Source organism: Massilia sp. YIM B02769 (genome assembly GCF_030411995.1).
In the GTDB taxonomy this organism is placed as follows: Bacteria; Pseudomonadota; Gammaproteobacteria; order Burkholderiales; family Burkholderiaceae_D; genus Telluria.
Window position 1 is genome coordinate 188,569 of sequence record NZ_JASNRC010000009.1, and the last position, 25,048, is coordinate 213,616.

A 25,048-nucleotide genomic window follows, 5' to 3' on the forward strand; every position below is an offset into this window, starting at 1 on the left:
CTATTGCGGCTCGATGCGCTGCAATAGCGCGTCGACCAGCACGCGCTCGTCGAAGGGATCGTCGGCCAGCACGATATCGGGCGTGACCAGCTCCGGCGTGCGTGCGCCCGACGGCCGGTCGAGCACGAAGCGCGGCACCACCAACTCCAGTTTCGTATTCGGAAGACTCCGAATCTGGATACCGCCGCTCTGGCGTGCACGTGCATAGCCGCGTGCACCGACCAGCTGGGCGAAACCGAAATCCTGCATCACGTTACTGAACAGCACTGCGGACGAGTAAGTCATCCCACCCACCAGCACGTAGACGCGGCCCTTGAACAGCAGGGGATTGCCGAGTTGCGGCTGTTCCCAGTTATTTTGTGTACCGTGGATGACGTCGCCCACTTTTTCCGTGGCACTGCCTCGGCCCGGGATCACTTTCTTCACGTAAGTCGAGGTGTGGCGGTAGGGACGGGTGGCGATGTAGGGCAGGATGCCGGTTTTCCACATGTCGTCGTCGCCGCCGCCGTTTTCGCGCACGTCGATCAGCAGATTGGTCACGCCGGCCGCGCGCATCCTGGCGAACGCATCCTGCGTAAAGGCGTAGAACTTGTCCTTGTCCGGCCAGCCGAACTGCTTGATGGTCAGGAGGGCCGTGTGCTTGCCCAGCAGTTCGAAACGGTAGACCTTGTCGAAATCCGCCGAGTCCGCGCCGACGAACAGTTCAGGCAGGGCGCTGCTGGCAGGAACGCTCACCTGCTTGCCGTTCTGCACCAGCGTGAAGCTGGCCGGGGCGCCGGCCACTTTCCAATAATAAAACCAGAAACGGCGCGACAACACCTCGGCGCGGAATGCCGCCGTGTCGCCGTGGACCAGTTGCAGCAGTTCCTGCACGAGCTGGTTTGCCGGCACGCCGTTGATGTGCTCGATGCGCGTGCGCGCCAGCGTGCTCGTTTTGCCGCCCAGCTCGGCGCGGATGAAGAGGTCGCCCTCCGGCGTTACCCGGACTTCGTAGGGAAAGAAGCCGCCGCCAGCCGCCAGGTGCGCCTTGACCTGCTGGTCGCGCCCGGGCTGGAACACCCCCAGGTGGGCGTCGGCGAATTGCGGATTCAGTTTCCCCAGCACGCGCCAGGCGGCATCGCGGTCCATCGGCGTGGAGAGTTGCGCCTGCGCCGCGTCCAGGGCTGCTTCCAGCCGGGCCGGCGCGATCGTGATGCCGGGCTCGGGATGGATCTCGGCGATGGTCTGGCGGATGAACTGCAGGTCTTGCCGCAGTTGCTCGGGCGTCAGCACGGATTGGACTGCATGCGGGGCTGCATGCGCGCCCGCGTGGGCGGCGCATGCCAGCATGCCGATGGCCAGGAAGCGGATGCACTGTCGCATGGAAGCCTTCGTGTTGTGAAAACGGCTATTGTATAGTTGAGCATGAAGCCCGGGATTAACGCCGGGCCACTCCTTTGTTAAGGTAAAACTTCATGCTGAGCAGCGAGGATTTGCGTTTCTTTTGCACCGTGGCGAGCCAGCCGACGCTGGCGGCCACCGCCCGCGTGCTGCTCGTCACGCCCTCGTCGGTTTCCCAGCGTTTGCAAGCCATCGAGGAAAAGCTTGGCCTGCGCCTGCTCGACCGCTTCGGCCGCCGCATCACGCTCACCGACGAGGGCCAGTTGCTGGCCACGCAGGCGACATTGATCCTGGCCGACATGGACGCCCTGGCCGAGGCGCTGGGCGAGCGCAAGAACGACATGACCGGCTGCCTGCGCATCCTGGCGCCGCTCGGCTTCGGCAACGCCCACGTGGCGCCGCTGGCGGCGCGCTTCCAGGCCGCGCATCCATCGCTCACCGTCGAGCTGGAACTGTCGGACGGGCCGAACCTCGCCACCGGCGATGGCTGGGATATCGTGGTCCACATCGGCGAGCTGCGCGATTCCAGCCTGCAGCGCCACGTGCTGGCCAAGAACCAGCGCCTGCTGTGCGCGGCACCAGGCTACCTCGAGCAGCACGGCATGCCGCGCTCGATCGCCGACCTGCGCCGGCACCGCTGCCTGATGCTGCGCGAGAACGCGCAAGACCTGAGCCAGTGGCGCCTGCGCGCGCCGGGGCAGACTGACTTCGAATCGGTGCGGTTTTCGCCTGCGCTGGCCAGCAACGATGGGCGGGTGGTCAAGGGTTGGGCGCTGGATGGCTATGGCATCATGCAGCGTTCAAGCTGGGACGTGGCAAGGGAATTGCACAGCGGCCGGCTGGTGCAGGTATTGCCCGACCATGAAGCGCCGGGCGCGGACATCGTGGCGTTGATGGGCGCCCAGCGCGGCCGGCGCTCGGCGCGCACCGAGCGCTTCCTGGCCTTGCTGAAGCAGGAGATCGGGACCATGCCGTGGGAACCGAGCAAGGCGCGCGATCCGTCCTGAGCGCGATGCGGCCAAGGCCGTGCGTGGTTCTCAGAACTTTTTCGTACAGTTCGTCCGCGTGCGCTTCTTGCCACCACGGTAGACCGTGCTGGTGTGCTGGAAGCACTGGAATTTGCCGTCCTTGTACAGCGGCGAGATGTCGTATTCGCTTTGAAGGACGAGCTTTCCCTTGTTCCAGCAATGCTTTGCCGAGTAGACATCCTCGGCGCCGCCTTTCGATGAACTGATCAAACAATTCTTGTCGTCTGGATCGATGCTCGGCCCAGCCAGCTCCGACACGGCTTCGTTTATCTCGAAGCGCTTCGCCTCCGCGTTGTAGAGGAAAACCCGGACGCTTTCGTTACCGATCGGCGCCTTGCTGTGGACGAGCAACAGGTCGGGGCAACTGTCGTTATTGAAATCCGTGCCGGTATTCAGCGATTCGCTGTCTCCGTAATAGCTTTCCAGATCGTCCAGCGTTTGCACGATCCTGCCCGACGCATCCTGGATCCGCACGCTGCCGATCGAGGGATTGCTTGTGTCCCTGGACAGCCATTCAAACCTCAGTGCGGACGCGCCGCCCGGGCTGCACCACGGGTCCGCCGCCCAGGCGGGCAGGGACCAGCAGCACAGCATTGCCATCGATACTATTTTCCACAACACGTACGTCTCCTGATAGCGGATCCAGCCGAATTACCGCCGCGCGGCCTTGTCGTCAGCGTCGTCCAGTAATTCCTGTTCGAGCTGCTTGCGATCCTTTGCGTTTATGTAGAGCATCCAGCCGATGGCCAGCAGCGTCAGGAGCGAGAACAGCGCGACCGGGAGCATGGCGGCTTGCGGTCGTTATCCGACCAGCACTTCGCTGATCTGGATCACCGGCTTCTGGTTGGTGTAGTTGGGAATGTCGGCCATGATCGCCTTGGTATGCGGGCCGAAACCGGTCTGGAAGGCCTCGACCGAATCGCAGAACAAATGGCCCATGGCAATGTAGGGCGCGTTCCCGTCCGATGCGCCCGACGGGAGCGCCCGGTCGACCGTGTAGTACTTGCAGTGCTCGCCCATCAGCTCCTTTACCATCGGCATGTGCTTGTCGCGGTAATACGCCTCGTCGAAATGGGCATCGGGACCATTCGGGTACATCACGCTGACCTTGATCATCATTTGTCTCCTTGTTGGGTGGCGCGGTCGATGAACTCATCCTGCCCCCATGGCCATCACTTTGCAAGTCTTACCTGAGCGTTGTCTTTCTGTCGCACGGAAGCGGCGAGGCGCCAAAGAACTACTTGTCGGCGCCATCTGCTGCTAATATTTCCTCAATGCATTATCCAGAAGAAGTCACGCAAAGGGGAAGCCTATGGAACGTCTCGACCGGCTGGAAGCGGTCCAGTCGATGCTGCTTGAAATCGGGCAGACCTCGACCAGTTGCAGCGATATCACCGAATTCATCCGCGCCGTACACCGCGCGCTAGGCCGTATCATGTACGCGGCCAATTTCTATGTGGCCCTGTCCGACCGCGACGAAGGCACGGTGCGCTTCGTCTATTTCGTCGACGAGTCCGACGAAGGCCCGCAACTGAACCAGCCGGTACGCCTGGCGTCCCCGAACCAATCGCCCACCGCCTGGGTCATCATGAACGGGCAGGACCTGGTGCTGACGGCCGACGATTTCCATGCACGCGAGCGCGAAGGCGCCAGCTTCGGCGCCGGCAGCGCGGCCGAGCACTGGATCGGTTGCCCGCTGCTCGACCAGCAGCACCTGCCGCTGGGCGCCATCGTGATCCAGAGCTATACCCCCGAGCACACCTACAGCGATGAAGACCAGGCGCTGTTCTCGGTGATCGCGAATCACGTTTCGGTGGCGCTGCAGAGCCTGCAAAGCATGGACCGCCTCGAACGCGCCGTGCAGGAGCGTACCGCGCGCCTGGCGCACGAGGTGGCCGAGCGGCGCCGTGCCGAGCAGGTGCAGCACGCGCTGTACCAGATCGCGAACCTGTCGGCCAGCGCCCTCGACACCGACACCCTGACGGCCAGCCTGCACCGCATCATCGGCGAACTGATGGTGGCGGAGAATTTCCTGATCGGCTTGTATCACCCGGAAACCCAGGACTTCAGCATCCCGTACTTCGTCGACCAGAAGGACGCCGAGGCGCCGGTCAAGCGCTTCCCCTACGGCAAGGCGATGTGCTCCTACCTGCTGCAATCGAAGCAGGCGCAATTGCACGACGCCGGTAGCTTCGCGCGCCTGGTGGCGAGCGGCCAGGTAAAGGAGCCGCTGGGCAATGTCGACATCGCCAGCTGGATGGGTGCGCCGATGCTGGTGCACGACAAGCCGCACGGCGTGCTGATCGTGCAGAGCTACGATCCGGCCGTGGTCTACACCAAGGCCGACCTCGACTTGCTCGCCTTCATGGCCAGCCACGTCGCGGTGGCGATTGCCCGCATGCAGGCCGACCGCAAGCTGCGCGCCACCAAGGAATTGCTGGAAGAGCAGAACGCGGCCCTGAACACGGCCCTGACCCAGTTGCAGCAAGCGCAGGGCGAACTGGTGCGCCAGGAAAAGCTGGCCTCGCTGGGTGGATTGGTCGCCGGCGTTGCCCACGAAATCAACACGCCGCTGGGCATTTGCGTGACGGCCACTAGCCATTTGGTGGAAGAACTGCGCCTGACGCGCGAGGAACTGGCGAATGGCGAGATGACCGAAGACAGCCTGGGCAATTTCTTCGACATCGTCGACCAGTCGCTGCGCATCATGACCACCAATACCCAGCGTGCGGCGGCGCTCGTGCGTTCCTTCAAGCAGGTGGCGGTGGACCAATCCTCGGGCGACATCCGCAGTTTTAATATGCGCAATTACCTGAGCGAAGTATTGCTGTCGCTGCAGCCCAAGCTCAAGGGGCGGCCGGTGAAGGTGGAGGTCGATTGCCCGCACGACCTGGTGCTGGACAGTTATCCGGGCGCCGTGTCGCAGATCGTCACCAACATGGTGGTCAATTCGCTGGTGCATGGCTTCGAACGCGAGCAGGCCGGCAAGATCGGCATCCGTGCGGCGCTCGAGGGCGAGACGGTGACGCTGAGCTACGCCGACGATGGCGCCGGCATGGACAAGGAGTCGCTGGATAAATTGTTCGATCCCTTCTTCACGACCAAGCGCGGCAGTGGCGGCAGTGGGCTGGGGGCGCACATCCTGTTCAACCTGGTGACGGGCGCGCTGGGCGGGACGGTGCACGTGGACAGTGCGCCGGGGCAGGGGCTGCGCTACGAGTTGCGTTTCCCGCGCAGCATGCGGGCGGAGAAGCTGGCGGCGTGAACATGACCCCGCGCTGTACGCGGGATGGCAATGAAACGCCTCCCATAAGCCCGGCTCTTTTATTTGAAGAATAACTTACACTCAGGTCCAATGGCTGGCCTGATGGATTCTCGGCTGAGCTACTGGATCCCTCTGACTGATAACGAAATATTTTTCAAGGCGAATCGATGTCGCGCGCTTTGCTCTACACCATCCTTGGCTGCGTACTGGTGCCGCTGAATGCGCTTGCCGTCTGGGAGTATCCGGCCCTGGCGCAGTTGGCATTGTTTGATGCAGTCGAACGTCGTTGCGGTTCCTTCGATCCAGCCACCTTCCGAAGAGAATACGAGAAGATGCTCGTGGGTTTCACCGAGGAGGAGCGGTCCGCCTTACCTACAATCCGACAATCGACTGACTATCGCGAACTGCTGGTCGAAGCCAATAACGACCTTGCGAAGCAAATTGCTGCGGCTGGCGAGGGCGGCGAAGCCATCGTCTGCAAACGAGTGATAGAGGAGTTTTAAAGGGTATGGCCAAATTGCTAAGTGGTGGTTGTTTGTGCGGTGCTGTTCGTTTTGAAGCCTCGGCTGAGCCGGTCTTTTCCGGGAATTGCCATTGTCGAGATTGCCAGCGTAGTTCGGGAAGTGCTTTCACTCCAGCGATCTTCGTCCAATCAGACCAGGTTCACATTCAAGGAACCGTCAAATACTTCGAATCCAGGGCAGACAGCGGCAACGCGATCAGTCGCGGTTTTTGTCCAGAATGTGGTTCGCAGTTATTCGCCAAGCTGCAGATGATGCCAGGTGTATTGGGACTTCGCGCCGGGACCCTGGATACGCCGGAAAGCTTTCGTCCCACCCTGGATATGTACACCGCCAGTGCGGCACATTGGGATCACATGGACCCCGCATTGCCAAAATTCCGAGAGGCGCCAGTTGCGCAGGGATGAGCCATTAACCATGTCGCCCGGCCGCATCCACGGCCACTGTTGAATCGACAGCGAAGTTACATGGTCCTGTCTGGTGTCTGTAGCCGTCTACAGGATGCCTTCAGTTCAATCTTGTGTATGCGCGCGTGCGATCGACAGTTCCGGAAAGCCAGTGTCGTCGTCCAGCGCGCGCCGGAAGCGGTGCTGGGGCAATAGGGCAATCAGGATTTCCGCCGTCGTGCGCACCGTGCAGCCGGCGCAGGCATGACCGCCGATGACGCGCCCGTCCGCATCGGACACCGACATGTGCAGGTGGGCGCCGTCGGGCGAAAGGGAGCCGGCCAGGGTCAGGATCTCGAGGTCGCCGCGCAGCTCGCTCGGCGCTGGACGGCCGGCCAGGCGCAACTGCGCCACGCTCAGGCTGCCGATGCCTTGCAACACATACGCTGCGTTGGACCCGTGCTGGCGCAGCAGGGTTTCCAGGGCCAGGCGCAGGTCGGCGCCTGGCGACAGGCGAACAGGAAGCAATTCCATCGAAGTTCTCGCAGGAGGCGTGATCGGATGCCGGTTTGGCTGGAGCATGCTAGTCCCGGCTGCGCGCAGGCGTCAAGCGAACTGCCGGTCGCTTGTCAGCAGCGCAGTTCGGTGAAGCGCTGGCGCAGGATGAACAAGTCGCGCTGGACCGTTGCCTTTGCAGCCTTGTCGGCAGCCTTTTCCATGGCTTCGAGTTGAAGCAGGGAAGGATCGAGCCGGCGGCATTCCTGTTTCGCAGCCGTGCTCAGCGTATTGCGTCGGCGAAAAACCTCGTACTCTTCCCGTGTCATGCCCGAGATCGGCCGGAAAGCATCCGCCCACATGTCACGGATACGTTCGTCCTGTACATCCTTGCCGATGCGCTCTGTGCCGCTGAGCTTGCTGACGCCACGCGCCGGATTCGCCACCAAGCGCTCCGCGCCAAGGCAGGGCTTGTCCGAATACGAGGTGACCTTATTGGCCGTGCACTTGTACATGGTGCGCGACGGGGTCGGCAAGGTCTGGGCCGCGGCCATGCCTGCCCATCCGGCAAGCAGCAGGCCAGCCAGCGCCAGTTTCAATCCGGCCATTGCCGATTGATCTCCACCGCCTTGTCCATGTTCTGGATGAGCAGGTCGACGTAATACGGATCGAGGTGTTTGCCAGCCACTTCGCGCAGGTAATCCGTCACCTGTTCGACGGGCCAAGCTTCCTTGTAGCAGCGCTCGTGACTGAGAGCATCGAAGACGTCGGCGACGGCGACAATCCGCGCATATGGATGGATGTCCTCGCCCTTCAATCCTTGCGGATAGCCGGTACCGTCGTACTTCTCATGGTGCTGGTGGGCGATCACGGCAGCCGCTTTCAGGATCGGACGGGTCGAGCCGTCCAGGATCTGCAGGCCCACGGTCGGGTGCTGCTTCATGATTTCCCACTCTTCCGGGCTCAAGCGGCCGGGCTTCAGCAGCACCGCGTCGGGCGTGGCGATCTTGCCGACGTCGTGCATCGGCGCGGCGTGCATCAGGGTCGCGGTTTCTTCTTCCGGCATGCCGGACACTTCCGCCAGCAAATGGCAGACCTGCGACATGCGGCGCACGTGGTTGCCGGCTTCGTTCGAGCGCGATTCCACCACGTCGCCCAGGCGCAGGATGAGTTCGGCCTGGGTATCGGTGATTTCCTGGTTCAGCAGGATGTTATCGAAGGCAATCGCCACGCCGGAACAGAAGACTTCCAGCAACTGGGCGTCGATCTCGGAGATTTCTTCCACGCCGTGCAGCACCAGCAAGGATGCCTTGCCGCTGTTGTTCGGGAAGTAGCCGACGTAGGTGTCGCCGTGCAGCTTGGAGATGCGGTTGTGGCGCGCATCGTCGAGCTGGGCCAGCAGTTCCGGGCCGAGGAAGTTGGCAGACCCGTCGTTGCTGCCCTCGCTGCCGAAGTCGCCGATCCGGGCCAGGATTTCGTACTGGCTCTCGCCGGTGATCACGCTGGCGCCTTTCAGGCGCAGCAGCATGCTTTGTTCGAGGCGGAGCAGGGCCACGACCTGCTGCAGCAGGCCGCTGGCGAAGTCTTTCAGGTTGCGCTGCTGGAAGATATGGGCGGAGGCGGCGATCACGCGCTCCAGGCCTTCGCGGTAGCTCTGCTGGACGCGGCGCGCATCCTCGACCTTCATGATGTCGCGGTAGGCGCGCAGGGCGGCAAAGGTAGTGGTGAACAGTTTCGTCCGGTCGAGCTCGGTCTTTTCCTTGTAGTCGTTGATGTCGTAGTCGACGATCACGCGCTCTTCCGGCGCCTGGCCCGGCTGGCCGGTGCGCAGCACGATGCGGGTGAACTGGTTGTCGAGGTCTTGTCGCATCCAGCGCGCCACTTCCAGGCCGCTGTCCTCGCGTTCCATCACCACGTCGAGGAAGACCAGGGCAACGTTTTCTTCGCGGGCCAGGATTTCCTTGGCCTCGGCGCCGCTGTAGGCGTGCAGGAAACTCAGTGCCCGGCCGTCGAGGCGGAAACGGTTCAGCGTCAGCTTGGTGATGTCATGGATGTCCGGCTCGTCATCGACGAGTAGCACTTTCCATGGTGCGAGTTTGGGCGCGGCTGCAGACAGAAAAGACATGGCGTTTCCGATACCGTTGGTAAAGACTCGACGTTTATGCAATAGAAATTGCGCCTGATCAATAAGCAGGCAAATCGATTGTAGTACGGCTTTTGTTCCTTAACAACAGGCAATAGATGCCCTTAGGCATCAAAATCGGAAGTGTTGGGCGGATGACTCACTCGTAGCGTTTCTGGCAGCGCTCGCAATAAAAGCTGCGCCGCGCGCTGCGGCCGAGCACCGCTTTCTTGAAGGGGGTATTGCAGCGTGGGCAGGTGGTCTTGGCGTGGGCCAGCCAATGCTGTTTCAAGACATACTGTTTCTTCCATGCCAGGAAGTCGAAGCTGTACTGGCGCGCTTCCTCGACCAGCGCGCGCAATTTCGGCGCGGGCAGGGCGCCCATCGTCGACAGCGGATGCACGCGGATGCGGAACAGGACTTCGTTCTTGATGATGTTGCCCACGCCAGAAAAGATGTCCTGGTCGAGCAGGGCGTCGCAGGCCAGCATGCCGGGCTGGGCGCGCAGCTTCTTGCGTGCGCGCTTCGGGTCCCAGGCATCCGACATGACGTCGGCGCTCCAGTCGTACAGGCTGTCGAGCTCGCCTTCGATCTCGCGTACCGAGCAGGCATAGAAGTTGATTTCGCTGCCGTCGGCCACACGTATCGACAGCCGGGGCTGCTTTTCGCGGCGTTCGTCGATGCGGTAGGTGCCGAACAGCAGGAAGTGGATGCGCACCGTCATCGCCGCGGTTTCGATCAGGAAGTGCTTGCCCCAGGTGCGCAAGGACAGGATGGTCTGCCCGACCAGGCGCGCCGGATCGATGGCGCGCACGTTGCCGCCGGCCTCGACGATTTCCTGGCCGACGAAGCGGGTGCTCTCTTCCTTCAAGATGAACAGCGATGGTCCTTCGGGCACGGTCGACCTCCTTGCCATCATTCTGGCGGGGGCGGGCGAACCCGGCTGTGCGAGGACTAACAATTCGACACAGCTTTTACCATTGAATGACAACGCGCGCGCGTGTACAGGCGTACTATTCAGTAGGTAAATGAACAGTTAAAAGATTACGACAGAAAGGAACCGCCATGAAGAACGTGATTCGCCACCTGGCCGCTGCCGGGTTGCTGGCGCTGGCCGCCGGCGGTGCCGCTGCCGGCACGACCGTGAATTTCATCCAGCCCGACCGCTTTACCGACGTGCCCTTCACCCCCTGGGAGCGTGACGAGGCGCTGAAGGGGCTGAGCGAGCACTTCAGCCGCCTCGGCGCCGAGCTGCCGCCGAACCAGAACCTGCGCATCGAGGTCAAGGACGTCGACCTGGCCGGACGCGAATTTCCGAGCCGCGGCGGGCGCGACCTGCGCGTGGTGCGTAGCAACGGCCCCGACTGGCCGCGCATCGACCTGCACTACACGCTCGAGCAGGATGGGCAGGTGCTGCGCAGCGGCGACGCCGAACTGCGCGACATGGGCTTCATGGACCGCATGGTGCGCATGAACGACAGCGACACCCTGCGTTTCGAAAAGCGCATGATCGAGGACTGGTTCTATACGGCGATCCTGCCGCGCGACCGCAGCGAACGGGCAGTACGCCGCTGATCGGCGTGGGCCGCGGCGCAAGCTTGTCGCCGGCCTGTGTTAACTTTGCCGCGCAGCAGGCCATGATGGCCTGCTGCGCGGTGTTCATTTGGCGTCGTCGATTTTCCGCAGGACGCGGCGCTCGACCGTGGCCTGGACGTCGCGCACCTTGTAGTCGGCTGGCACCGTGAACAGGGCGCTGTCGGGCTCGCCGCGCTTGAGGTCTTCCAGACGGTAGACGTAGTCGCCGCTGCGCGGGTCGCTGTGCCTGGCATACACCGTCACCTGCAGGTCGGGCGCGTACCAGCTTTCGTCGGCCACCTCGATCGGCGCGCGGTTGCCCACTTCGCCGGCCGGGATCTCGTAGCTGCGCAGCTTGCCCTCGGCTTTCACGCCGTCGAATTCGCGCGTGCCGAGATCGCGGCGCACGGCCTTTGCAGCCCATTTCGCGTCGCCGGCGGCGCCCGCCACCAGCGGGCCGATGCGCGCGGCCAGGACCTGCGGGTCGGCGCCGCTCAGCCCTCCCGGCGCCAGCGCCGGCACCTCGATCACGCGCACCGTTTCACGTTGGCCGCCGCTGCTGTTCTCGATGCGGCGCACCACGATCTGGCGTCCGTTCGGCCCTTCGCTTACTTCCACGCCCGGCAGCTTGCCTTCCTTGCGCATTTGTTCGATGCGGGACCGCTGCGCGTTGGCGGCGCTGCGCGCGCTATCGTCGGCGCTGCGGGCAGCGGCCTGGGCGGCCTGGGCGGCATGCGCCGCGGTGCGCGCCGCCTCGGCCGCTGTACGCGCGGCGTCGGCGCCGATGCGCGACAGGCCAGGACGCGGCAGGCGGGTGGCGCTGCGGGTGCGCGGGTTGAGTATCCAGGTGGCGTTTGCCACCGGATCGTTGATGGTCACGGTACGCAGGTTGCCCTTGTCGTCCTGCACCTCGAGGCGGGTGCGCCCGGCGCTGTCGCGGTAGCTGGCGGTGCGGGTGCGGCGCTCGATCTGGTTGCCGTCGGCCAGTTGCTGCAGGCGCTCGGAGACGGCCAGCGCGCTGTAGGGCGCGTTCTTCACCATCCGGCTGGGGCCGCGCAGGGCAAGGTGCAGGCCATCGGGCGCGCCGTCGCGGATGCGCGTTTCGGTGAAGGTCGTGACCTGGTGCGTATCGGCGCCCGGCGAGTCGTCGTCGGCAAGGGCGGGGGCGGACAGGCCGGCCAGCAGGGTGGCCAGCAGGACGGCTGGGAGCGGGGAACGGGTGTGCATGGGATCCTCGTCGGTGGGTGGATGATGGATTCAGTTGTCGATGGCGGACAGGCGCAGCGCCAGCAGGTCGCCGTCGGCCGCCATCAGCATTTCGGCGCGTACCGCCTCGCCGGCCTGTTCCGGCGCCACCGGCAGGCCGAGCGCGGCCAGCACGGTGCGCGGCAGTTCGGCTTCGACCAGCTGCGGGTCGGGTTCCTGCTCGATGCGCTCGACCGAATCGAGGGCGATGAAGGCGGCGCCGTTTTCCAGGCGCACCAGGGGCGGGTAGGGGCTAGCGCCATAGGGCAGGGGCGGCGCCAGCAGGATCGCCAGCACGCAGGCGGTGATGGCGGCGCCGGCGCCGGCCGCGCTCCATTCGAGGACGTTCAGGCGCCGATGCCAGGGCAGCTTGCGCGGGAAGCGGGCGGCAAAGGCCTGCATCAATTCCTTTTCCACGCAGCGCGGCGCATCCAGGCTGGACGTGGCGCCGCGCAGCAGGGCCAGGCGTGCATCGAGATCGGGGTCGTGGCCGGGGGCGGGGGTGCGGTCGGGTTCCATGCTCGTATTCCGTTCAGGCGGCGCCGGCGTGGGCGCGCAGGTGTTTGGCGAGGGCGGCGCGGCCGCGCGCCAGGCGCGAGCGCACGGTGCCGATGTCGACCTGGCAGACCGCGGCGATCTCCAGGTAGGACAGGTCGTGCATCTCGTAGAGGATGACGGCGTCGCGGTAGTGCGGCGCCAGGCGGGCCAGGGCGCGCCGCACTTCCTCGGCGGCTTCGTCGGCCAGCAGCCGGGCCAGCGGGCCGGCGGCCTCGCAGGCGGCTTCGGTCTCGTCGTCGTCGGCGCCGAACGTGCCGGCATCGGGCGCGCCGGCTTCCGGCAAGGGGGATTCGCGCCGGCGCGGCGCCTCGTGCTTGAGGATCAGCAGGCGCGCCACGCCGAACAGGAAGTGTTGCAGGGCGCCGCGCGAGGGATCGAAGGCAAAGCGCCCGCCGAGCAGGCCCAGGAAGCATTCCTGGACGATGTCGGCGGCGGTGTCGCCCGAGCCGCAGCGCAGCAGGGCGAAGCGGTACACCGGGCCCTGGTGGCGCCGGTACAGGGCGGCAAAGGCGTCGGCCCGGCCGGCGCGCATCTGGCGCAGCAAATCGTCGTCGGTGGTGGTGGGTGTGATGGTCATGTCGGCATCTCTCACCCATATTCCGGCAAAGGCGCCGGAAAGTTCCAACTATTTTTGAACGGCCATGCGCTGCTGCAGCTGCGTGCGTTCAGCCGAACCAGCTCAGCCGGTCCGGCTCAGTCCACCCGGCTCAGTCCACCCAATTCACGCGCTCGAACTTGTTGCGGAAGTCCTCGGGCATGGCGACCACCTGGCTGGTCTTGTAGTTGAAGAAGACGAAGCCCGACTTGGCCATCGCCACCAGGGTCTTGTCGCGCGGGCGGGTGATGCGGAAGGTGATGTCGCCGCCGTACTTGTTGAAATCCATGACGCCGACTTCGAACAGCAGCTGGTCGCGCGCATGCGCTTCGGCCCGGTAAGTCGTCGCCAGGTCGGTGACGATGATGCCGGTGCCGTCGCGCTCGGTCTCACCGATGCCGAACTCGAACAGGAAGCGGGCCCGCGCCTCGGAGATCATCGAGATCATCGAGTCGTTGCCGAGGTGGTTGGCGCCGTTGATGTCGGTGACGCGCACCGTCAGCGGCGTGGAATAGTAATACTGGTCTTCGGGGAAGGAGAGGTGTAAGCGTGCCATCCAGGGATTGTACCCCCTGTCAGGCCGAGGGTCCTCTCACGATGCGGTAGATGCGGCCGTTCGCGCTCACGAGGTAGAGCTCGCCCGCGCCGTCGCGCCCGAAGGAAACCACCTGTCCGGCGCCCGTGATGTTCCAGTCGCGCGCCTCGCTGACGCTGCTGGCCCCGGTGACGGGCGCCAGGAAGCTCTTCAGGTAGCCGCCGCAGTAATCCGAGTAGAAATAGCGTCCGGCCAGTTCGGGCAGGGCGCTGCCGCGGTAGACGAAGCCGCCGGTGATCGAGCAGCCATTCGCGTTGTTGCTTCCGTGTTCGTATTCGAAGGCGGGCAGGGTCAGGCCGCTGCGGTCGCAGTTGGCGCTGCCATAGCAGCCGCTGCCTTCCATGATGTTCCAGCCATAGTTGGCGCCAGCCTGGGCGAGCGCGGCGATGTTGACCTCTTCGCGCGCGTTCTGGCCGACGTCGGCAATGTAGAGCTGGTTGTTGTCGAAGGCGAAGCGCCAGGGATTGCGCAGGCCCGTGGCCCAGATCTCCGGCCGCGTGCCGGGCTGGTTGAGGTAGGGATTGCCGGGCGGGATGGTGTAGGGCTGGCCGGCGCTCGCGTTGCGCACATCGACGCGCAGCAGCTTGCCGAGCAGGACGGCCAGGTTCTGGGCATTGCCGAGCGGGTCGCCGGCGCCGCCGCCGTCGCCGGTGCCCACGTACAGCAGGCCGTCCGGACCGAAGGCCACCAGGCCGCCGAAGTGGTTCGTGTACTGCGGATGGGGAATGCGCAGGATCACCAGGCCGGATGTGGCGTCGGCCACGTTCGGCAACTGCGAGGTGCCGAAGCGCTCGACCACGATGTTCTGCTGCAGGTCGATGTAGTACACATAGAAATAGCCGTTGCGGGCGAAGTCGGGGTCGAAGGCCAGCGACAGCATGCCGCCTTCGCCGCCGGTGAACACGCGCGCGCTGATGTCGAGCCAGGGCACCGTCAGCGCCGTGCCGTTCTGCAGCACGCGGATGACGCCGTCGCGCTCGACCACGAACAGGCGTTCGTCGCCGCTCGGGGCCGTGACGAAGGTGGGCGCATCGAAGGTATTGCCGACCTGGGACAGGGCTAGCGTCAGCGTGCCGGCGCCATAGGCGACGGTGGCGCTGGCCGTGGCGCCGGCCGTGACCGTGACGGTTTGCGTGGCCGGGCTGGGGGCATAGGTGGCGCTGCCGACGGCAACGCTGGCGGCCGTGACCGTATAACTGCCGGGCGCCAGGCTGGCCAGCGTTTGCGAGGCGGTCAGGTCTTGTACAAAATTGTTCGGGCCGGTGACGCGCACCGAAGCGTTGGTGCCGGAAGGCAGGGCGTTGATGCTGACTTGCAGGCTGCCCGTGGTGGCGCCGGGATTGGTTGGGGGATTCGCACCGGGATTGCCGCCGCCACCGCCGCAGGCAGCCAGCAGGAGCAGCAAGGGCATCAGGGACAGCAGGAACTTCCGTGCGCGATCGACCAGCATGATGGGTCTCCACAGATAGGCATCCACGGAGCCATTTTGCCAGCAGGCGCTGGAGCAGAGCGCACGCTAGCGGCAAAGCGGGGGCCGGGCAAAACCGGCCTGGTATCAAGATTTGGGCGTCGAAACCGGCCCCTGGCGTGTCTTCGCCACCACGCCTTGCGGATTGATCAGGATCACGAATTCCATAAAGCGTCCGCCGCCGGCCGGCGACTGGTAGAGCCAGGCTTCGTAGCCGCTGTCGAAGACCACGACCTGGGTCTTGCCGAACGTGGACAGCAGCTCGGCCCTGGTGGTGGTGCCGGGCACGACAGCGGCAGCGAGGCGCTCGGCCGGCACCTGGGTGCCGGGCGGAGCATTGCCGGTGGCGCAGCCGCCCAGCAAGGCCAGCGAAAAAAGGAGGGCGCGCACGCTCATGGCTGCACCTCCACGGCATCGGTCATGTACTCGAATTCCACCAGGGTATCGTCGGGCCAGCTCTTGTCCCAGAGCGGCACGTAATAAGTACGGTCGAGCAGCACCTGGCAATCGCAGAAGGGCAGTTCCTCGCGCGGCAGGCCGCCGGCGTACAGGAAATGGAAGGGTAATACTTCGCTGCGCTCGCCGGCGCGCAGGCGCACCGCGAACACCGGGCGCTCGGCGAAGAACAGGTAGTTGCCGTTCGGGCTGGTGCAGATGTCGTCGGCACTCGTGAGTGCGTTCGACAGCCAGCCGAACAGCGGCGAGCTGTTCGATACCAGCCCGGCCTCGACGCCGACCCGGCATTCCAGGCGCATGTCGCCCAGGCGCCGCGTGCCGGGTGGCAGGCCGGGCGTGACGATCGCGGCGCGCCAGGTCATGCTGGTGGTCTTGCGGTTGGCCAGCACGGCGGCGTCTTCGCGCAGCAGCTGCGCGTTGCGCGGAAGAACGAAGCTGTTGTCGGCTTCGACCAGCACCTTGGCCGACACCGTGTCGCCGGCCACGCGCAGGGTGATGCCTTCCATCTTCACGTCGGGCGTGCGCGGCAGCAGCTGGAAACGCAGGCTGGCGGCGGGGGCATAGGCATGCTCGCGTTCGAAGCGTTCCATGCCTTTGATCATCTTGCGGTAGGATTTGTCGACCGGATCGCGCGTGGTGGTGACGTTCACGGTGGCGACAGCGGGGTCGGGAGAGGTATCCTGGGCGCCCGCCGCCGTGGTCACGGCAGCGGCAAGGGCCAGAAGGAGGCAGCGCAGGAAAGGATTCATGGGCGGCCTCATGCTGCTTACCAGTAGCGCACGCGTCCGGTGTCCATGTGGACGAACTGCGAATCCGGGTAGTAGCCGACGCCGCCGCGGTGCATGGCCATGGCGGCCTTGCGCAGCTGCGCTAGGTCCTTGCCCGGCAGGCGGATATCGATGGCCTTGCCATCCATGTGCATGCTGTGCTTGGCCACGCCGCTGGTATTGGCATGCAGCTTGGCGTTCGATGCGGGCGAGCGGTAGCCGGAAATCACGTGGATCAACTGGTTGTCGCCGAACTTGCCGCTCACTTCATTGAGCAGCACCAGCAGTTGCGGATCGATAGGCGCGATCTGGTTGTTGCGGTGGTCGCGCAGGACTTTGTTCAGGTCTTGCAAAGCGTCGGGAATGAACTGGCCTTCGGCCCAGAACACGCTCTTCACGGTTTCCCCGGTGTGGGTGTTGTACAGGCGCAGCGTGCGTTCGCCAGGTACAGCCTGTGCGGCCTTGGCCAGGGCAGGCATGCCGGCAACGGAGGCAAGGGCGAGAGAGGTTTTCAGGAACGAGCGTCGTTGGTTCATCGAAGATCCTTGCGCGAATTCAGAGGAGACCGCCATGATACCCCGGTTTCGTTCATTCTGCAGGAAATCGACGTAAATGCGCCACGATGACTGAAAGATAACAACTTTTAAAGGAGAATTGCATGCAATTGCGTCAACCTCAAGCGGTTTTGCGTTACCTCGTCGGCGCCGCAGTCCTGGCAGGCGCGGCCGTATCAGCCCTGGCCCAGGTCCAGGCCACCGGCGCCCCGCCGCAAATCAAGGGCTGGCGCGCCGAGACCGTCACCGACGCCTTGCCGCAAGCCTGGGGCATGGCCTGGCTGGCCGACGGCCGCATGCTGGTCACCGGCAAAGCCGGCACCCTGCACCTGGTGAACGGCAAGCAGGTAACGGAAGTCCCGATCGAAAAACTGCCGACGCTGATGGACAGCGGCCAGGGCGGCCTGCTCGACATCGCGCTCCACCCGGCCGACAAGGGAAGCAATCCACGCGTCTACATGACGATGGCCAACGGCAGCAGCAGCGAGAACCGCACCATCCTGGTCCAGGGCATTTTCGACGGCAAGAAGGTGCACAGCGTGAAGACCCTGTTCCAGGCCTCGCCGTCGAAGAGCGGCGGCCAGCACTTCGGTTCGCGCATCGCCTGGCTGCCCGACGGCACCCTGCTGATGAGCATCGGCGATGGCGGCAATCCGCCCCAGCGCGTGGGCAACATGCTGGCGCGCGACCAGGCCCAGAACCTGGGCAGCCACAACGGCTCCATCCTGCGCCTGAGCGCCGACGGCAAACCCGCGCCCGGCAATCCGCTGGCAAGCAAGGCCGGCGCGCTGCCGGAAATCTGGTCGTATGGGCACCGCAACGTGCAGGGCATCGTGGTCGATGCCGAGGGACGCGCCTGGGCCAGCGAACACGGTCCGCGCGGCGGCGACGAGATCAACCGCGTCGAGGGCGGCAAGAACTATGGCTGGCCGCTGCAGAGCTTTGGCCTGGACTACAGCTCGCGCGAACCGATCGGCAAGCACAGCGTGCCGGGCATGGTCGATCCGGTGGTGGCCTGGGCGCCGTCGCCGGCGCCGTCCGGTTTGGCGTACTACACAGGCTCGGCCTTCCCTCAGTGGCGCGGCAGTTTGTTCAGCGGCGGCCTGGCCAGCAAGGACCTGCGCCGTATCGAGCTCGACAAGAGCGGCAAGGCCGTGCGCCAGGAAAGCCTGGACATCGGCGCCCGCGTGCGCGACGTGCGCCAGGGGCCGGATGGCCAGCTGTATGTGCTGACCGACGAGAGCAAGTCGCGCATCCTGCGTATCGTTCCCGACAAATCGTAATCGGGAAACGGACGCCGCCGTCCATCGCTTTGGCCGATACTGACCGCTATCCCATTTGATACGAGGAAGCAAAGCGATGGACGATTTTTCGATCGACCCGGCCAGCACGGCGCTGGTCCTGATTGACCTGCAAAACGGCAACATGGCGCGCGAGCTGGCGCCGTATTCGAGCCGTGAGGTACTGGGCAACTGCGTCTCGCTGGCCCAGGAAATGCGCGGACGCGGCGGCATGGTGGTGTTCGTGCGCGTGCTGCTGAACGAATTGCAGATGCCGCCTTCGGACGTGTCCCTGCATGCACCGGGCGCGCCGCCGCCACCGCCGGATGCCTCGCAGTTCGCGCCGGATGCCGGCGTCGAGGCAACCGACGTGGTAATCGTCAAGCGCCAGTGGGGCGCCTTCCATGCCACCGAGCTCGACCAGTTGCTGCGGCGGCGCGGCATCGAGACCATCGTGCTGGGCGGGATCGTCACCAACATCGGCGTCGAGTCGACCGCGCGCGCGGCCCACGACCTGGGCTATGGCCTGGTGTTCGTCGAGGATGCGATGAGCGGCATCACGGCAGAGGCCCATGACTTCGCCTGCAAGAACACCTTCCGCCTGATGGGCAAGGTGCGCAGCACGGCGCACGTGATCGACGCCTTGCAGGCTGGCACCGGCGACGCCTGAGGCGGACAGCGCAGCCCGCCAATGAAAAACGCCGCCGGAACAGGTGTCCGGCGGCGTCTTCGTGCTCGCAGCGCGTCAGTTTGCTGCGTGGATGGCCGCCGTGATCTCGTACGAGCGCAGGCGCGCCGCGTGGTCGAAGATCTGCGAGGTGATCATCAGCTCGTCCGGACGGGTATGGGCGATGAAGGCCTTGAGTTGCTCGGCCACCGTTTCCGGCGAACCGATTGCCGAGCACGACAGCACGCTGTCGAGCATGGCGCGTTCGGCCTGGCCCAGCGACTCCAGGTAACCCTTCACCGGCGGCTGCAGGCGCGAGGGCCGGCCGGTGCGCAGGTTGACGAAAGCCTGCTGCATCGAGGTGGCGCGGAACTGCGCTTCCTCGTCGGTGTCGGCCGCGAACACGTTAAAGCCGAGCATCACATACGGTTTGTCGAGCTGCTCGGACGGGCGGAAGTTGGCGCGGTAGAGTTCGATTGCCTGCATCATCATCTGCGGCGCGAAGTGCGAGGCGAATGCGTAGGGCAGGCCGAGCGCGGCGGCAAGTTGCGCGCCGAACAGGCTGGAACCGAGGATCCACAGCGGCACCTTCAGGCCGGCGCCCGGCACCGCCTTTACCTGGCGGCGCGGCGAATCGTTGAAGTAATCCATCAATTCGACGACGTCCTGCGGAAACGCGTCGGCGTCCGAGGCCAGGTTGCGGCGCAGGGCGCGTGCCGTCACGTGGTCGGAACCCGGCGCGCGGCCCAGGCCGAGGTCGATCCGGCCCGGGAACAGCGACTCCAGGGTGCCGAACTGTTCCGCGATCACCAGCGGCGAGTGGTTCGGCAGCATGATGCCGCCGGCGCCAACGCGGATCGTCGACGTGCCGGCCGCGACATAGCCCATCAGCACCGAGGTGGCGGCGCTGGCGATGCCCGGCATGCCATGGTGTTCCGCCAGCCAGAAACGGTTGAAGCCCCAGCGCTCGCCATGCTGGGCGAGATCGAGGGAGTTGTTGAAAGAAGCGCGCGCATCGCTGCCTTCGGCGATGGGCGAGAGGTCGAGTATGGAAAAGGGAATCATGAGCCGCATGATACGCCGAAGGATTTTTTCTCGCTGTCCGGGTCGAAAAAACGGCGGCCGCTCCTGGCGCGCGCGCCGTCTGGCGCCGGGTGTAAAGATTGACCAAGGGATCAATCCAAGGATAATGATTGCCTTCTATTCAAGGCTTCTGCGTCCGCCCCTGCCAGGCCGGCGCGCGGCCGCTGTTCCCAGGATTCCCATGCGTTCAATTTCCCCGTACACCTTGCTCCGGCGCCAAGCCCTGGTCGCCAGCGCCTGCCTTGTCCTGCTGGCCGGCTGTGCAGGCTTGCCCGAAACAGGGGAGCCAAGCGCGCCGCAAGCGAGGGCAGGGCTGGACGGAGCCCGCTTTGGCGCCATCGACAGCGCCATCGACGCGGCGATCGGCGAACGCCGCCTGCCGGGCGCCGTCTTCCACCTCGAACGTGGCGCCGACGTCTACGAGCAGGCCTATGGCCGCTTCAGCTACGACGCCGATGCCGCGGCGGTGACGCCAGGCACCGTGTTCGACGCCGCCTCGCTGAGCAAGGTGCTGGCCACCGCGCCCGCGGTCCTGTTGCTGGCCGAGGACGGCAAGCTCGACCTCGAAGCGAAGCTGGTCGATTACTTCCCGGAGTGCAATGGCGGCGGCAAGGAAGCGATCACGATCCGCCACCTGCTGACCCATACCTCGGGCCTGGCGGCGGGCCTGCCCGCCAGGCCGGCCTGGCGCGGCGACGAGGCGGCGCATGCGCTGGCCTGCGCGCAGGCGGTCACGCATGCGCCCGGCACCTTCTTCCGCTATTCCGACATCAACTACATCCTGCTCGGCCAGCTGGTGCGCAAGGTCGCGGGCCAGCCGCTCGACGTGTTTGCCCAGGAACGCATCTTCGGGCCGCTGGGCATGCGCGACACCGGCTACCTGCCGCTGCGCCGCATCGACCGGGCCGCCATCGCGCCGACGCAGAAGCTCGCCGCCGAGGCGAGCGCTTCGCCTCATGCGGACCTGGCCGGCGGCCTGCTGCAGGGCGTGGTGCACGATCCGACGGTGCGCCGCATCGGCGGCGTGGCGGGTTCGGCCGGCGTGTTCACCACGAGCCGCGACGTCGCCCGGTTTGCGCGCATGCTGCTGGCAGGTGGCGAACTGGACGGCGTGCGCGTTCTCCAACCCGCCAGCGTGCGCCTGCTCACCACGGTGCAAAGCCCGCCCGGCATCGCCGCGCTGCGCGGGCTCGGCATGGACATCGATTCGCCCTATGCCTTGCGTCCGCGCGGCAGTTTGTATCCGGTAGGCAGCTTCGGCCACACCGGATTTACCGGCTGCATCCTGTGGATCGACCCGGCATCGCGCAGTTTCTACGTGCTGTTGTCGAACCGCGTTTATCCCGACGACAAGGCCAACGTGCTGGCGCTGTACACCCGGCTCGGCACCCTGGCGGCGGAGTCGGCAGGCGTGCCGGCACATAGGGCGAACACGGGTGTCGCGGCACCCTGAACTTCTTTTTTTATCTTTCCGCTCGGCTAACGCGCGCCCCCATCCTGTCGACCTCTTTAGACTCGGCCCCCTCAATTATGTCATTGATATTGTTGAGGAATTAAGCCCCCAATACATTAGGAGATTGACATGAAAATGCATAAATTGTTGAAAGGCCTTCTTGGTGCGTCCGTTGCCGCGGCAATGGCAACGTCGTTCAGCGCGCACGCTCAATCGAGCAGCACCGCCGGCAACACGACCGACCAGACCAGCTCGCAAGCACGCGGTTCGTCGGCATCGAACCAGGACGGATCGAGCACCAAGCATTCGGGCAAGAAGCAGAAGAAACAAAGCAGTTCCAGCAGCGGCACCAGCGGCAGCGCCGGTTCGTCGTCGGGTTCCTCGTCGGGTTCGTCGGGTAGCGGTACCAGCGGCGCGATGGGTGGCGGCACCGGCACCTCGGGCAGCGGCTCGATGGGCACCAGCGGCAGCAGCAACAGCAGCGGCACCGGTTCGACCGGCACCAGCGGTTCGTCGGGCACCAGCGGCTCGACCGGCACCACCGGTTCCTCCGGCAGCAGCGGCACCCTGGACAACTCCATGGGTACCAGCGGTTCCAGCGGCACCAGCGGCTCGATGGGCACGAGCGGCGCCAGCGGTTCGATGGGCACCAGCGGCGCCAGCGGTTCGATGGGCACGTCCGGCACCTCGGGTACCACCGGGACCACGGGTACCAGCGGTACGTCGGGCACCAGCGGCACGACCGGCACGACCGGCACGACCGGTACCTCGGGCACCAGCACCGGCGGCCGCGGCTATTGATCGGTTGCCCTACTCGGGGCCGCACCTGGCGGCCCGTCCAGCAGACACCAGCGCACGACGCTGGTGTTTTTTTACCTGTTTAAACCTTGCGCACGAATTCGGTTTTCAAACTCATGGCGCCGAAGCCGTCGATCTTGCAATCGATATCGTGGTCGGCATCGACCAGGCGGATGTTCTTGACCTTGGTGCCCTGCTTGATGACGCCGCCCGAACCCTTCGGTTTCAGGCCCTTGATGACGGTGACGGTGTCGCCGTCCGTAGGGTGGGCACTCCGTGCCCACGCGGAACGATGATCAGTGTTAGCCGTGCAAACAGCGTCCCGTGAACGTGTTCCTTAGACCTTGCGCACGAATTCGGTTTTCAAACTCATGGCGCCGAAGCCGTCGATCTTGCAATCGATGTCGTGGTCGGCATCGACCAGGCGGATGTTCTTGACCTTGGTGCCCTGCTTGATGACGCCGCCCGAACCCTTCGGTTTCAGGTCCTTGATGACGGTGACGGTGTCGCCGTCTTGCAGCAGGTTGCCGGAAGCGTCGCGCCAGACGCGCGCGGTCTCGGCGGCGCCATCAAGCGCTTGCGCGGGCCATTCGTGGCCGCATTCAGGGCAGACGAGGTTGGCGCCGTCTTCGTAGGTATAGGCGGACTGGCAGGTGGGGCAGGGAGGCAGGGACATGGTGGGGCTCGCAAAGAAACCGCAAGTATACCGCGCGCTGCCTGCATCAACGGGATTGGCGGATCGGTCAATGCGCAACCCGTACGGTGGGCACGCCGTGCCCACGCGGAACGTCGATCAATGTTGGCGGTCGTTCGGCGCGTAAAACGGTGTGTATTGGCGGCGTCTCCACATGCGTCTCGCTGGCGTTTCCATATGTGGTGACGTTTTGGGGCGAATGATCACGGTTGCAGGCCGACCGGATACGCACGTAGCCGCGTGGGCACGGAGTGCCCACCGTACGGGCGGCGCCGCTGACTGATACGGGCGGTATCGATTTTCGCTCAGCCAAAAAAAACGCCGGGCATCGCCCGGCGCTGGAAGGGTGCACCGGCCGCGCCGGTGCTGGCAAAACGTTTAGGCCTGCAGGGCCAGGGCGCGTGCCGGCGCGCGCAGCGACTGCACCGCCGCCTGCACCGCACGCTCCTCGAAGCGGAAGGTCGACACCAGGGCCGCCAGTGCCTGCGCCTGTTCGCGCATCGCGTCCGAGGCGGCCGCGGCTTCTTCCACCAGGGCGGCGTTCTGCTGGGTCACCTGGTCCATCTGGGCGACGGCCTGGTTGACCTGCTCGATGCCCGAGGACTGCTCGGCGCTGGCCATGGCGATCTGCGACATGATGGCGGTCACGCGGCCGATGCTGTCGACGATTTCCTGCATCGTCGTGCCGGCGTCGGACACCAGGCGGCTGCCTTCCTCGACCTTGTCGACCGAGTTGCCGATCAGTTCCTTGATCTCTTTCGCCGCGCCGGCCGAACGCTGGGCCAGGTTGCGCACTTCGGAGGCCACGACCGCGAAGCCGCGGCCCTGTTCGCCGGCACGCGCCGCTTCGACGGCGGCGTTCAACGCCAGGATGTTGGTCTGGAAGGCGATGCCGTCGATGACGCCGATGATGTCGACGATCTTCTTCGACGATTCGGTGATCGCGTCCATGGTCTGCACCACGCGGCCCACGGTCTCGCCGCCGCGGCCGGCCACCTGCGAGGCGGTCTGCGCCAGGGCGTTGGCTTCACGGGCGTTGTCGGCGTTCTGGCGCACGGTCGAGGTCAGTTCTTCCATCGACGAGGCGGTTTCTTCCAGCGAACTGGCCTGCTGCTCGGTACGCGAGGACAGTTCCAGGTTGCCGGCCGAGATCTGGTCGGCGGCTTCGGCGATGGTGCCGGTGCCCACGCGCACCTGGCTGACGATGTCGACCAGGTTGGCGTTCATGTCGCGCAGGGCGCCCATCAGCGCGCCGGTCTCGTTGCTGCCGTGCGCTTCGATGCGGCTGGTCAGGTCGCCGCGCGCCACAGTGGCGGCCACGGTCACGGCCTCCTCCAGCGGTGCCGAGATGCGGCGGCCGATCCACCAGGCGAAGACGGCGCCGGCCAGCACGGCGGCGATCGCCAGGCCGATCTGCAGGCGCAGGCTGGCCGCGAACTCGGCCTCGATGCTGTTCGAATCCACTTCGACGGCGTCCTGCTGGTATTTCACCATCGCGGTCAGGCTGGCGCTGTACGACTTCACGCGCGGCACCATCTCGGTATCGAGGAACTGGCGCACGCCGTCGACGTCGCCGGCGGCCTTTTTCTCGAGCGCCGACTTGCGCGCCACGCGGTAGGCGTCGCGCTCCTTGTCGACGGCGGCGAACAGGGCCTGCGCCTGCGGGTCGCCTTCGATGCTTTTCATGATGTCTTCGCGCAGCACGTCCGAGCGCTTCGACGACACGCTGATGGCGTCGAGGAAGAACTTGGCGTCGGCTTCGTCGGCCAGCTTGATCGCGGCCAGGGTGCGCGCGGCGTTGGTGTCGATGATGGCCTGCCATTCCTGCAGCATCGAGGCGCGGTAGAAGCTTTCCTCGGTCAGCTTCTTGGTCAGCGCGTCCGCCTTGTTCATCTGGCCAATGCCCAGGCCGACCAGGATCACCATCACGGCGAGGATGGCGCCGAAACCGGCCATGAGGAGCGTGCGTATTCTGAGATTATCGAGTTTCATGAGGAGTCTTGAATCGGAAAAAAAGAAAGGCCTGCGCGGCGGTTTGTAATTGCCGCGTGGAAAGTCGATGG

At 65.1% G+C, this 25,048-nt stretch carries 28 protein-coding genes and 1 pseudogene; 8 read left to right on the forward strand and 21 right to left on the reverse strand.

Annotated elements, in window-relative coordinates; translation table 11 throughout:
• Entirely contained in the window at nt 1-1,362 is a 1,362-nt protein-coding gene (locus QPK31_RS16160; protein WP_290423939.1) for a S41 family peptidase, read from the reverse strand.
• Nucleotides 1,363-1,454: 92 nt separating this feature from the next.
• Between QPK31_RS16160 and QPK31_RS16165 the strand changes: the two genes are divergently transcribed.
• Nucleotides 1,455-2,387, forward strand: a complete 933-nt coding sequence (locus QPK31_RS16165) for a LysR family transcriptional regulator (protein ID WP_290423940.1) — start codon at nt 1,455-1,457, stop codon at nt 2,385-2,387.
• 30 nt (nt 2,388-2,417) lie between these two features.
• Here the strand turns inward: QPK31_RS16165 and QPK31_RS16170 are convergent, their stop codons facing one another.
• The 3 genes from QPK31_RS16170 to QPK31_RS16180 are packed head-to-tail and all read right to left on the reverse strand — an operon-like array spanning nt 2,418 to nt 3,524.
• Nucleotides 2,418-3,008 carry a hypothetical protein gene (locus tag QPK31_RS16170; RefSeq protein WP_290423941.1) on the reverse strand — a complete coding sequence of 197 codons (591 nt, stop codon included), beginning with the start codon at nt 3,006-3,008 and terminating at the stop codon, nt 2,418-2,420.
• A gap of 51 nt (nt 3,009-3,059) precedes the next feature.
• Nucleotides 3,060-3,194: a hypothetical protein gene (locus QPK31_RS16175; RefSeq protein ID WP_290423942.1), complete on the reverse strand. Its 135-nt coding sequence runs from the start codon at nt 3,192-3,194 to the stop codon at nt 3,060-3,062.
• A 15-nt stretch (nt 3,195-3,209) separates the two neighbouring features.
• Nucleotides 3,210-3,524: an EthD family reductase gene (locus QPK31_RS16180; RefSeq protein ID WP_290424046.1), complete on the reverse strand. Its 315-nt coding sequence runs from the start codon at nt 3,522-3,524 to the stop codon at nt 3,210-3,212.
• A gap of 196 nt (nt 3,525-3,720) precedes the next feature.
• Here QPK31_RS16180 and QPK31_RS16185 point away from each other — a divergent pair, with 196 nt between their 5' ends.
• The 3 genes from QPK31_RS16185 (at nt 3,721) to QPK31_RS16195 (ending at nt 6,601) form a co-directional block, all read left to right on the forward strand.
• Nucleotides 3,721-5,673 (forward strand): GAF domain-containing sensor histidine kinase, encoded by a 1,953-nt coding sequence (locus tag QPK31_RS16185; RefSeq protein WP_290423943.1) that lies wholly within the window; start codon nt 3,721-3,723, stop codon nt 5,671-5,673.
• A 167-nt stretch (nt 5,674-5,840) separates the two neighbouring features.
• On the forward strand, nt 5,841-6,176 hold the full coding sequence (locus QPK31_RS16190) for a hypothetical protein (protein ID WP_290423944.1): 336 nt from the start codon (nt 5,841-5,843) through the stop codon (nt 6,174-6,176).
• A 5-nt stretch (nt 6,177-6,181) separates the two neighbouring features.
• Nucleotides 6,182-6,601 carry a GFA family protein gene (locus QPK31_RS16195; RefSeq protein WP_290423945.1) on the forward strand — a complete coding sequence of 140 codons (420 nt, stop codon included), beginning with the start codon at nt 6,182-6,184 and terminating at the stop codon, nt 6,599-6,601.
• Between the two features lie 105 nt (nt 6,602-6,706).
• Here the strand turns inward: QPK31_RS16195 and QPK31_RS16200 are convergent, their stop codons facing one another.
• From QPK31_RS16200 to QPK31_RS16215, 4 genes are all read right to left on the reverse strand, one after another.
• Nucleotides 6,707-7,114: a PPC domain-containing DNA-binding protein gene (locus tag QPK31_RS16200; protein ID WP_290423946.1), complete on the reverse strand. Its 408-nt coding sequence runs from the start codon at nt 7,112-7,114 to the stop codon at nt 6,707-6,709.
• 95 nt (nt 7,115-7,209) lie between these two features.
• Nucleotides 7,210-7,683 (reverse strand): hypothetical protein, encoded by a 474-nt coding sequence (locus QPK31_RS16205; protein WP_290423947.1) that lies wholly within the window; start codon nt 7,681-7,683, stop codon nt 7,210-7,212.
• Nucleotides 7,671-9,200: an HD domain-containing phosphohydrolase gene (locus tag QPK31_RS16210; protein WP_290423948.1), complete on the reverse strand. Its 1,530-nt coding sequence runs from the start codon at nt 9,198-9,200 to the stop codon at nt 7,671-7,673. The genes QPK31_RS16205 and QPK31_RS16210 overlap by 13 nt, the downstream gene beginning before the upstream one ends.
• 157 nt (nt 9,201-9,357) lie before the next feature.
• Nucleotides 9,358-10,095: a DNA-formamidopyrimidine glycosylase family protein gene (locus QPK31_RS16215; protein WP_290423949.1), complete on the reverse strand. Its 738-nt coding sequence runs from the start codon at nt 10,093-10,095 to the stop codon at nt 9,358-9,360.
• A gap of 167 nt (nt 10,096-10,262) precedes the next feature.
• On the opposite strand from QPK31_RS16215, the gene QPK31_RS16220 reads away from it, so the two are divergent.
• Nucleotides 10,263-10,772 carry a DUF3016 domain-containing protein gene (locus tag QPK31_RS16220; RefSeq protein ID WP_290423950.1) on the forward strand — a complete coding sequence of 170 codons (510 nt, stop codon included), beginning with the start codon at nt 10,263-10,265 and terminating at the stop codon, nt 10,770-10,772.
• A gap of 84 nt (nt 10,773-10,856) precedes the next feature.
• On the opposite strand, the gene QPK31_RS16225 is transcribed toward QPK31_RS16220, so the two are convergent.
• The 8 genes from QPK31_RS16225 to QPK31_RS16260 all read right to left on the reverse strand — a co-directional run bounded on the left by QPK31_RS16225 (nt 10,857) and on the right by QPK31_RS16260 (nt 16,992).
• Nucleotides 10,857-11,999 (reverse strand): hypothetical protein, encoded by a 1,143-nt coding sequence (locus QPK31_RS16225; protein ID WP_290423951.1) that lies wholly within the window; start codon nt 11,997-11,999, stop codon nt 10,857-10,859.
• A 30-nt stretch (nt 12,000-12,029) separates the two neighbouring features.
• On the reverse strand, nt 12,030-12,536 hold the full coding sequence (locus QPK31_RS16230) for a hypothetical protein (RefSeq protein ID WP_290423952.1): 507 nt from the start codon (nt 12,534-12,536) through the stop codon (nt 12,030-12,032).
• Nucleotides 12,537-12,549: 13 nt separating this feature from the next.
• Nucleotides 12,550-13,152: an RNA polymerase sigma factor gene (locus QPK31_RS16235; RefSeq protein ID WP_290423953.1), complete on the reverse strand. Its 603-nt coding sequence runs from the start codon at nt 13,150-13,152 to the stop codon at nt 12,550-12,552.
• Between the two features lie 130 nt (nt 13,153-13,282).
• Nucleotides 13,283-13,726: a thioesterase family protein gene (locus QPK31_RS16240; protein WP_229437580.1), complete on the reverse strand. Its 444-nt coding sequence runs from the start codon at nt 13,724-13,726 to the stop codon at nt 13,283-13,285.
• A 19-nt stretch (nt 13,727-13,745) separates the two neighbouring features.
• A complete protein-coding gene (locus tag QPK31_RS16245) occupies nt 13,746-15,215 on the reverse strand; it encodes a PQQ-dependent sugar dehydrogenase (protein WP_290423954.1) in 1,470 nt (489 codons plus the stop codon).
• Between the two features lie 105 nt (nt 15,216-15,320).
• Nucleotides 15,321-15,629 (reverse strand): hypothetical protein, encoded by a 309-nt coding sequence (locus QPK31_RS16250; RefSeq protein WP_290423955.1) that lies wholly within the window; start codon nt 15,627-15,629, stop codon nt 15,321-15,323.
• Nucleotides 15,626-16,438: a hypothetical protein gene (locus QPK31_RS16255; protein ID WP_290423956.1), complete on the reverse strand. Its 813-nt coding sequence runs from the start codon at nt 16,436-16,438 to the stop codon at nt 15,626-15,628. Before QPK31_RS16255 ends, QPK31_RS16250 begins: the two co-directional genes overlap by 4 nt.
• Nucleotides 16,439-16,455: 17 nt before the next feature.
• The gene (locus tag QPK31_RS16260) at nt 16,456-16,992 is read right to left on the reverse strand and encodes a DUF882 domain-containing protein (RefSeq protein WP_290423957.1); all 537 of its coding nucleotides are present in this window, start codon (nt 16,990-16,992) and stop codon (nt 16,456-16,458) included.
• A gap of 122 nt (nt 16,993-17,114) precedes the next feature.
• On the opposite strand from QPK31_RS16260, the gene QPK31_RS16265 reads away from it, so the two are divergent.
• Together QPK31_RS16265 and QPK31_RS16270 are read left to right on the forward strand one after the other, a co-directional pair.
• A complete protein-coding gene (locus QPK31_RS16265; protein WP_290423958.1) occupies nt 17,115-18,293 on the forward strand; it encodes a PQQ-dependent sugar dehydrogenase in 1,179 nt (392 codons plus the stop codon).
• A gap of 76 nt (nt 18,294-18,369) precedes the next feature.
• Nucleotides 18,370-18,960, forward strand: coding sequence for an isochorismatase family protein (locus QPK31_RS16270; protein ID WP_290423959.1), 591 nt, complete (start codon nt 18,370-18,372; stop codon nt 18,958-18,960).
• A gap of 75 nt (nt 18,961-19,035) precedes the next feature.
• Here the strand turns inward: QPK31_RS16270 and QPK31_RS16275 are convergent, their stop codons facing one another.
• The gene (locus QPK31_RS16275) at nt 19,036-20,022 is read right to left on the reverse strand and encodes an LLM class flavin-dependent oxidoreductase (RefSeq protein WP_290423960.1); all 987 of its coding nucleotides are present in this window, start codon (nt 20,020-20,022) and stop codon (nt 19,036-19,038) included.
• A gap of 199 nt (nt 20,023-20,221) precedes the next feature.
• Between QPK31_RS16275 and QPK31_RS16280 the strand changes: the two genes are divergently transcribed.
• Nucleotides 20,222-21,493, forward strand: coding sequence for a serine hydrolase (locus QPK31_RS16280; RefSeq protein ID WP_290423961.1), 1,272 nt, complete (start codon nt 20,222-20,224; stop codon nt 21,491-21,493).
• A 209-nt stretch (nt 21,494-21,702) separates the two neighbouring features.
• Here the strand turns inward: QPK31_RS16280 and QPK31_RS16285 are convergent, their stop codons facing one another.
• The 4 genes and pseudogenes from QPK31_RS16285 to QPK31_RS16300 all read right to left on the reverse strand — a co-directional run bounded on the left by QPK31_RS16285 (nt 21,703) and on the right by QPK31_RS16300 (nt 24,977).
• Entirely contained in the window at nt 21,703-22,275 is a 573-nt protein-coding gene (locus tag QPK31_RS16285) for a hypothetical protein (protein WP_290423962.1), read from the reverse strand.
• Nucleotides 22,276-22,373: 98 nt separating this feature from the next.
• A pseudogene (locus QPK31_RS16290) lies at nt 22,374-22,541 on the reverse strand (alkylphosphonate utilization protein); the annotation flags it as partial.
• An 87-nt stretch (nt 22,542-22,628) separates the two neighbouring features.
• Nucleotides 22,629-22,967, reverse strand: a complete 339-nt coding sequence (locus QPK31_RS16295) for a zinc ribbon domain-containing protein YjdM (RefSeq protein WP_290423963.1) — start codon at nt 22,965-22,967, stop codon at nt 22,629-22,631.
• Nucleotides 22,968-23,363: 396 nt separating this feature from the next.
• Nucleotides 23,364-24,977 (reverse strand): methyl-accepting chemotaxis protein, encoded by a 1,614-nt coding sequence (locus tag QPK31_RS16300; protein WP_290423964.1) that lies wholly within the window; start codon nt 24,975-24,977, stop codon nt 23,364-23,366.
• Between the last annotated feature and the right edge of the window lie 71 nt (nt 24,978-25,048).

Coding starts and splice junctions, on each gene's coding strand:
- QPK31_RS16160 (WP_290423939.1), bottom strand. CDS start 1,362: ATGCGACAGTGCATCCGCTTCCTGGCCATCGGCATGCTGGCATGCGCC.
- QPK31_RS16165 (WP_290423940.1), top strand. CDS start 1,455: ATGCTGAGCAGCGAGGATTTGCGTTTCTTTTGCACCGTGGCGAGCCAG.
- QPK31_RS16170 (WP_290423941.1), bottom strand. CDS start 3,008: ATGGCAATGCTGTGCTGCTGGTCCCTGCCCGCCTGGGCGGCGGACCCG.
- QPK31_RS16175 (WP_290423942.1), bottom strand. CDS start 3,194: ATGCTCCCGGTCGCGCTGTTCTCGCTCCTGACGCTGCTGGCCATCGGC.
- QPK31_RS16180 (WP_290424046.1), bottom strand. CDS start 3,524: ATGATCAAGGTCAGCGTGATGTACCCGAATGGTCCCGATGCCCATTTC.
- QPK31_RS16185 (WP_290423943.1), top strand. CDS start 3,721: ATGGAACGTCTCGACCGGCTGGAAGCGGTCCAGTCGATGCTGCTTGAA.
- QPK31_RS16190 (WP_290423944.1), top strand. CDS start 5,841: ATGTCGCGCGCTTTGCTCTACACCATCCTTGGCTGCGTACTGGTGCCG.
- QPK31_RS16195 (WP_290423945.1), top strand. CDS start 6,182: ATGGCCAAATTGCTAAGTGGTGGTTGTTTGTGCGGTGCTGTTCGTTTT.
- QPK31_RS16200 (WP_290423946.1), bottom strand. CDS start 7,114: ATGGAATTGCTTCCTGTTCGCCTGTCGCCAGGCGCCGACCTGCGCCTG.
- QPK31_RS16205 (WP_290423947.1), bottom strand. CDS start 7,683: ATGGCCGGATTGAAACTGGCGCTGGCTGGCCTGCTGCTTGCCGGATGG.
- QPK31_RS16210 (WP_290423948.1), bottom strand. CDS start 9,200: ATGTCTTTTCTGTCTGCAGCCGCGCCCAAACTCGCACCATGGAAAGTG.
- QPK31_RS16220 (WP_290423950.1), top strand. CDS start 10,263: ATGAAGAACGTGATTCGCCACCTGGCCGCTGCCGGGTTGCTGGCGCTG.
- QPK31_RS16225 (WP_290423951.1), bottom strand. CDS start 11,999: ATGCACACCCGTTCCCCGCTCCCAGCCGTCCTGCTGGCCACCCTGCTG.
- QPK31_RS16230 (WP_290423952.1), bottom strand. CDS start 12,536: ATGGAACCCGACCGCACCCCCGCCCCCGGCCACGACCCCGATCTCGAT.
- QPK31_RS16235 (WP_290423953.1), bottom strand. CDS start 13,152: ATGACCATCACACCCACCACCACCGACGACGATTTGCTGCGCCAGATG.
- QPK31_RS16240 (WP_229437580.1), bottom strand. CDS start 13,726: ATGGCACGCTTACACCTCTCCTTCCCCGAAGACCAGTATTACTATTCC.
- QPK31_RS16245 (WP_290423954.1), bottom strand. CDS start 15,215: ATGCTGGTCGATCGCGCACGGAAGTTCCTGCTGTCCCTGATGCCCTTG.
- QPK31_RS16250 (WP_290423955.1), bottom strand. CDS start 15,629: ATGAGCGTGCGCGCCCTCCTTTTTTCGCTGGCCTTGCTGGGCGGCTGC.
- QPK31_RS16255 (WP_290423956.1), bottom strand. CDS start 16,438: ATGAATCCTTTCCTGCGCTGCCTCCTTCTGGCCCTTGCCGCTGCCGTG.
- QPK31_RS16260 (WP_290423957.1), bottom strand. CDS start 16,992: ATGAACCAACGACGCTCGTTCCTGAAAACCTCTCTCGCCCTTGCCTCC.
- QPK31_RS16265 (WP_290423958.1), top strand. CDS start 17,115: ATGCAATTGCGTCAACCTCAAGCGGTTTTGCGTTACCTCGTCGGCGCC.
- QPK31_RS16270 (WP_290423959.1), top strand. CDS start 18,370: ATGGACGATTTTTCGATCGACCCGGCCAGCACGGCGCTGGTCCTGATT.
- QPK31_RS16275 (WP_290423960.1), bottom strand. CDS start 20,022: ATGATTCCCTTTTCCATACTCGACCTCTCGCCCATCGCCGAAGGCAGC.
- QPK31_RS16280 (WP_290423961.1), top strand. CDS start 20,222: ATGCGTTCAATTTCCCCGTACACCTTGCTCCGGCGCCAAGCCCTGGTC.
- QPK31_RS16295 (WP_290423963.1), bottom strand. CDS start 22,967: ATGTCCCTGCCTCCCTGCCCCACCTGCCAGTCCGCCTATACCTACGAA.
- QPK31_RS16300 (WP_290423964.1), bottom strand. CDS start 24,977: ATGAAACTCGATAATCTCAGAATACGCACGCTCCTCATGGCCGGTTTC.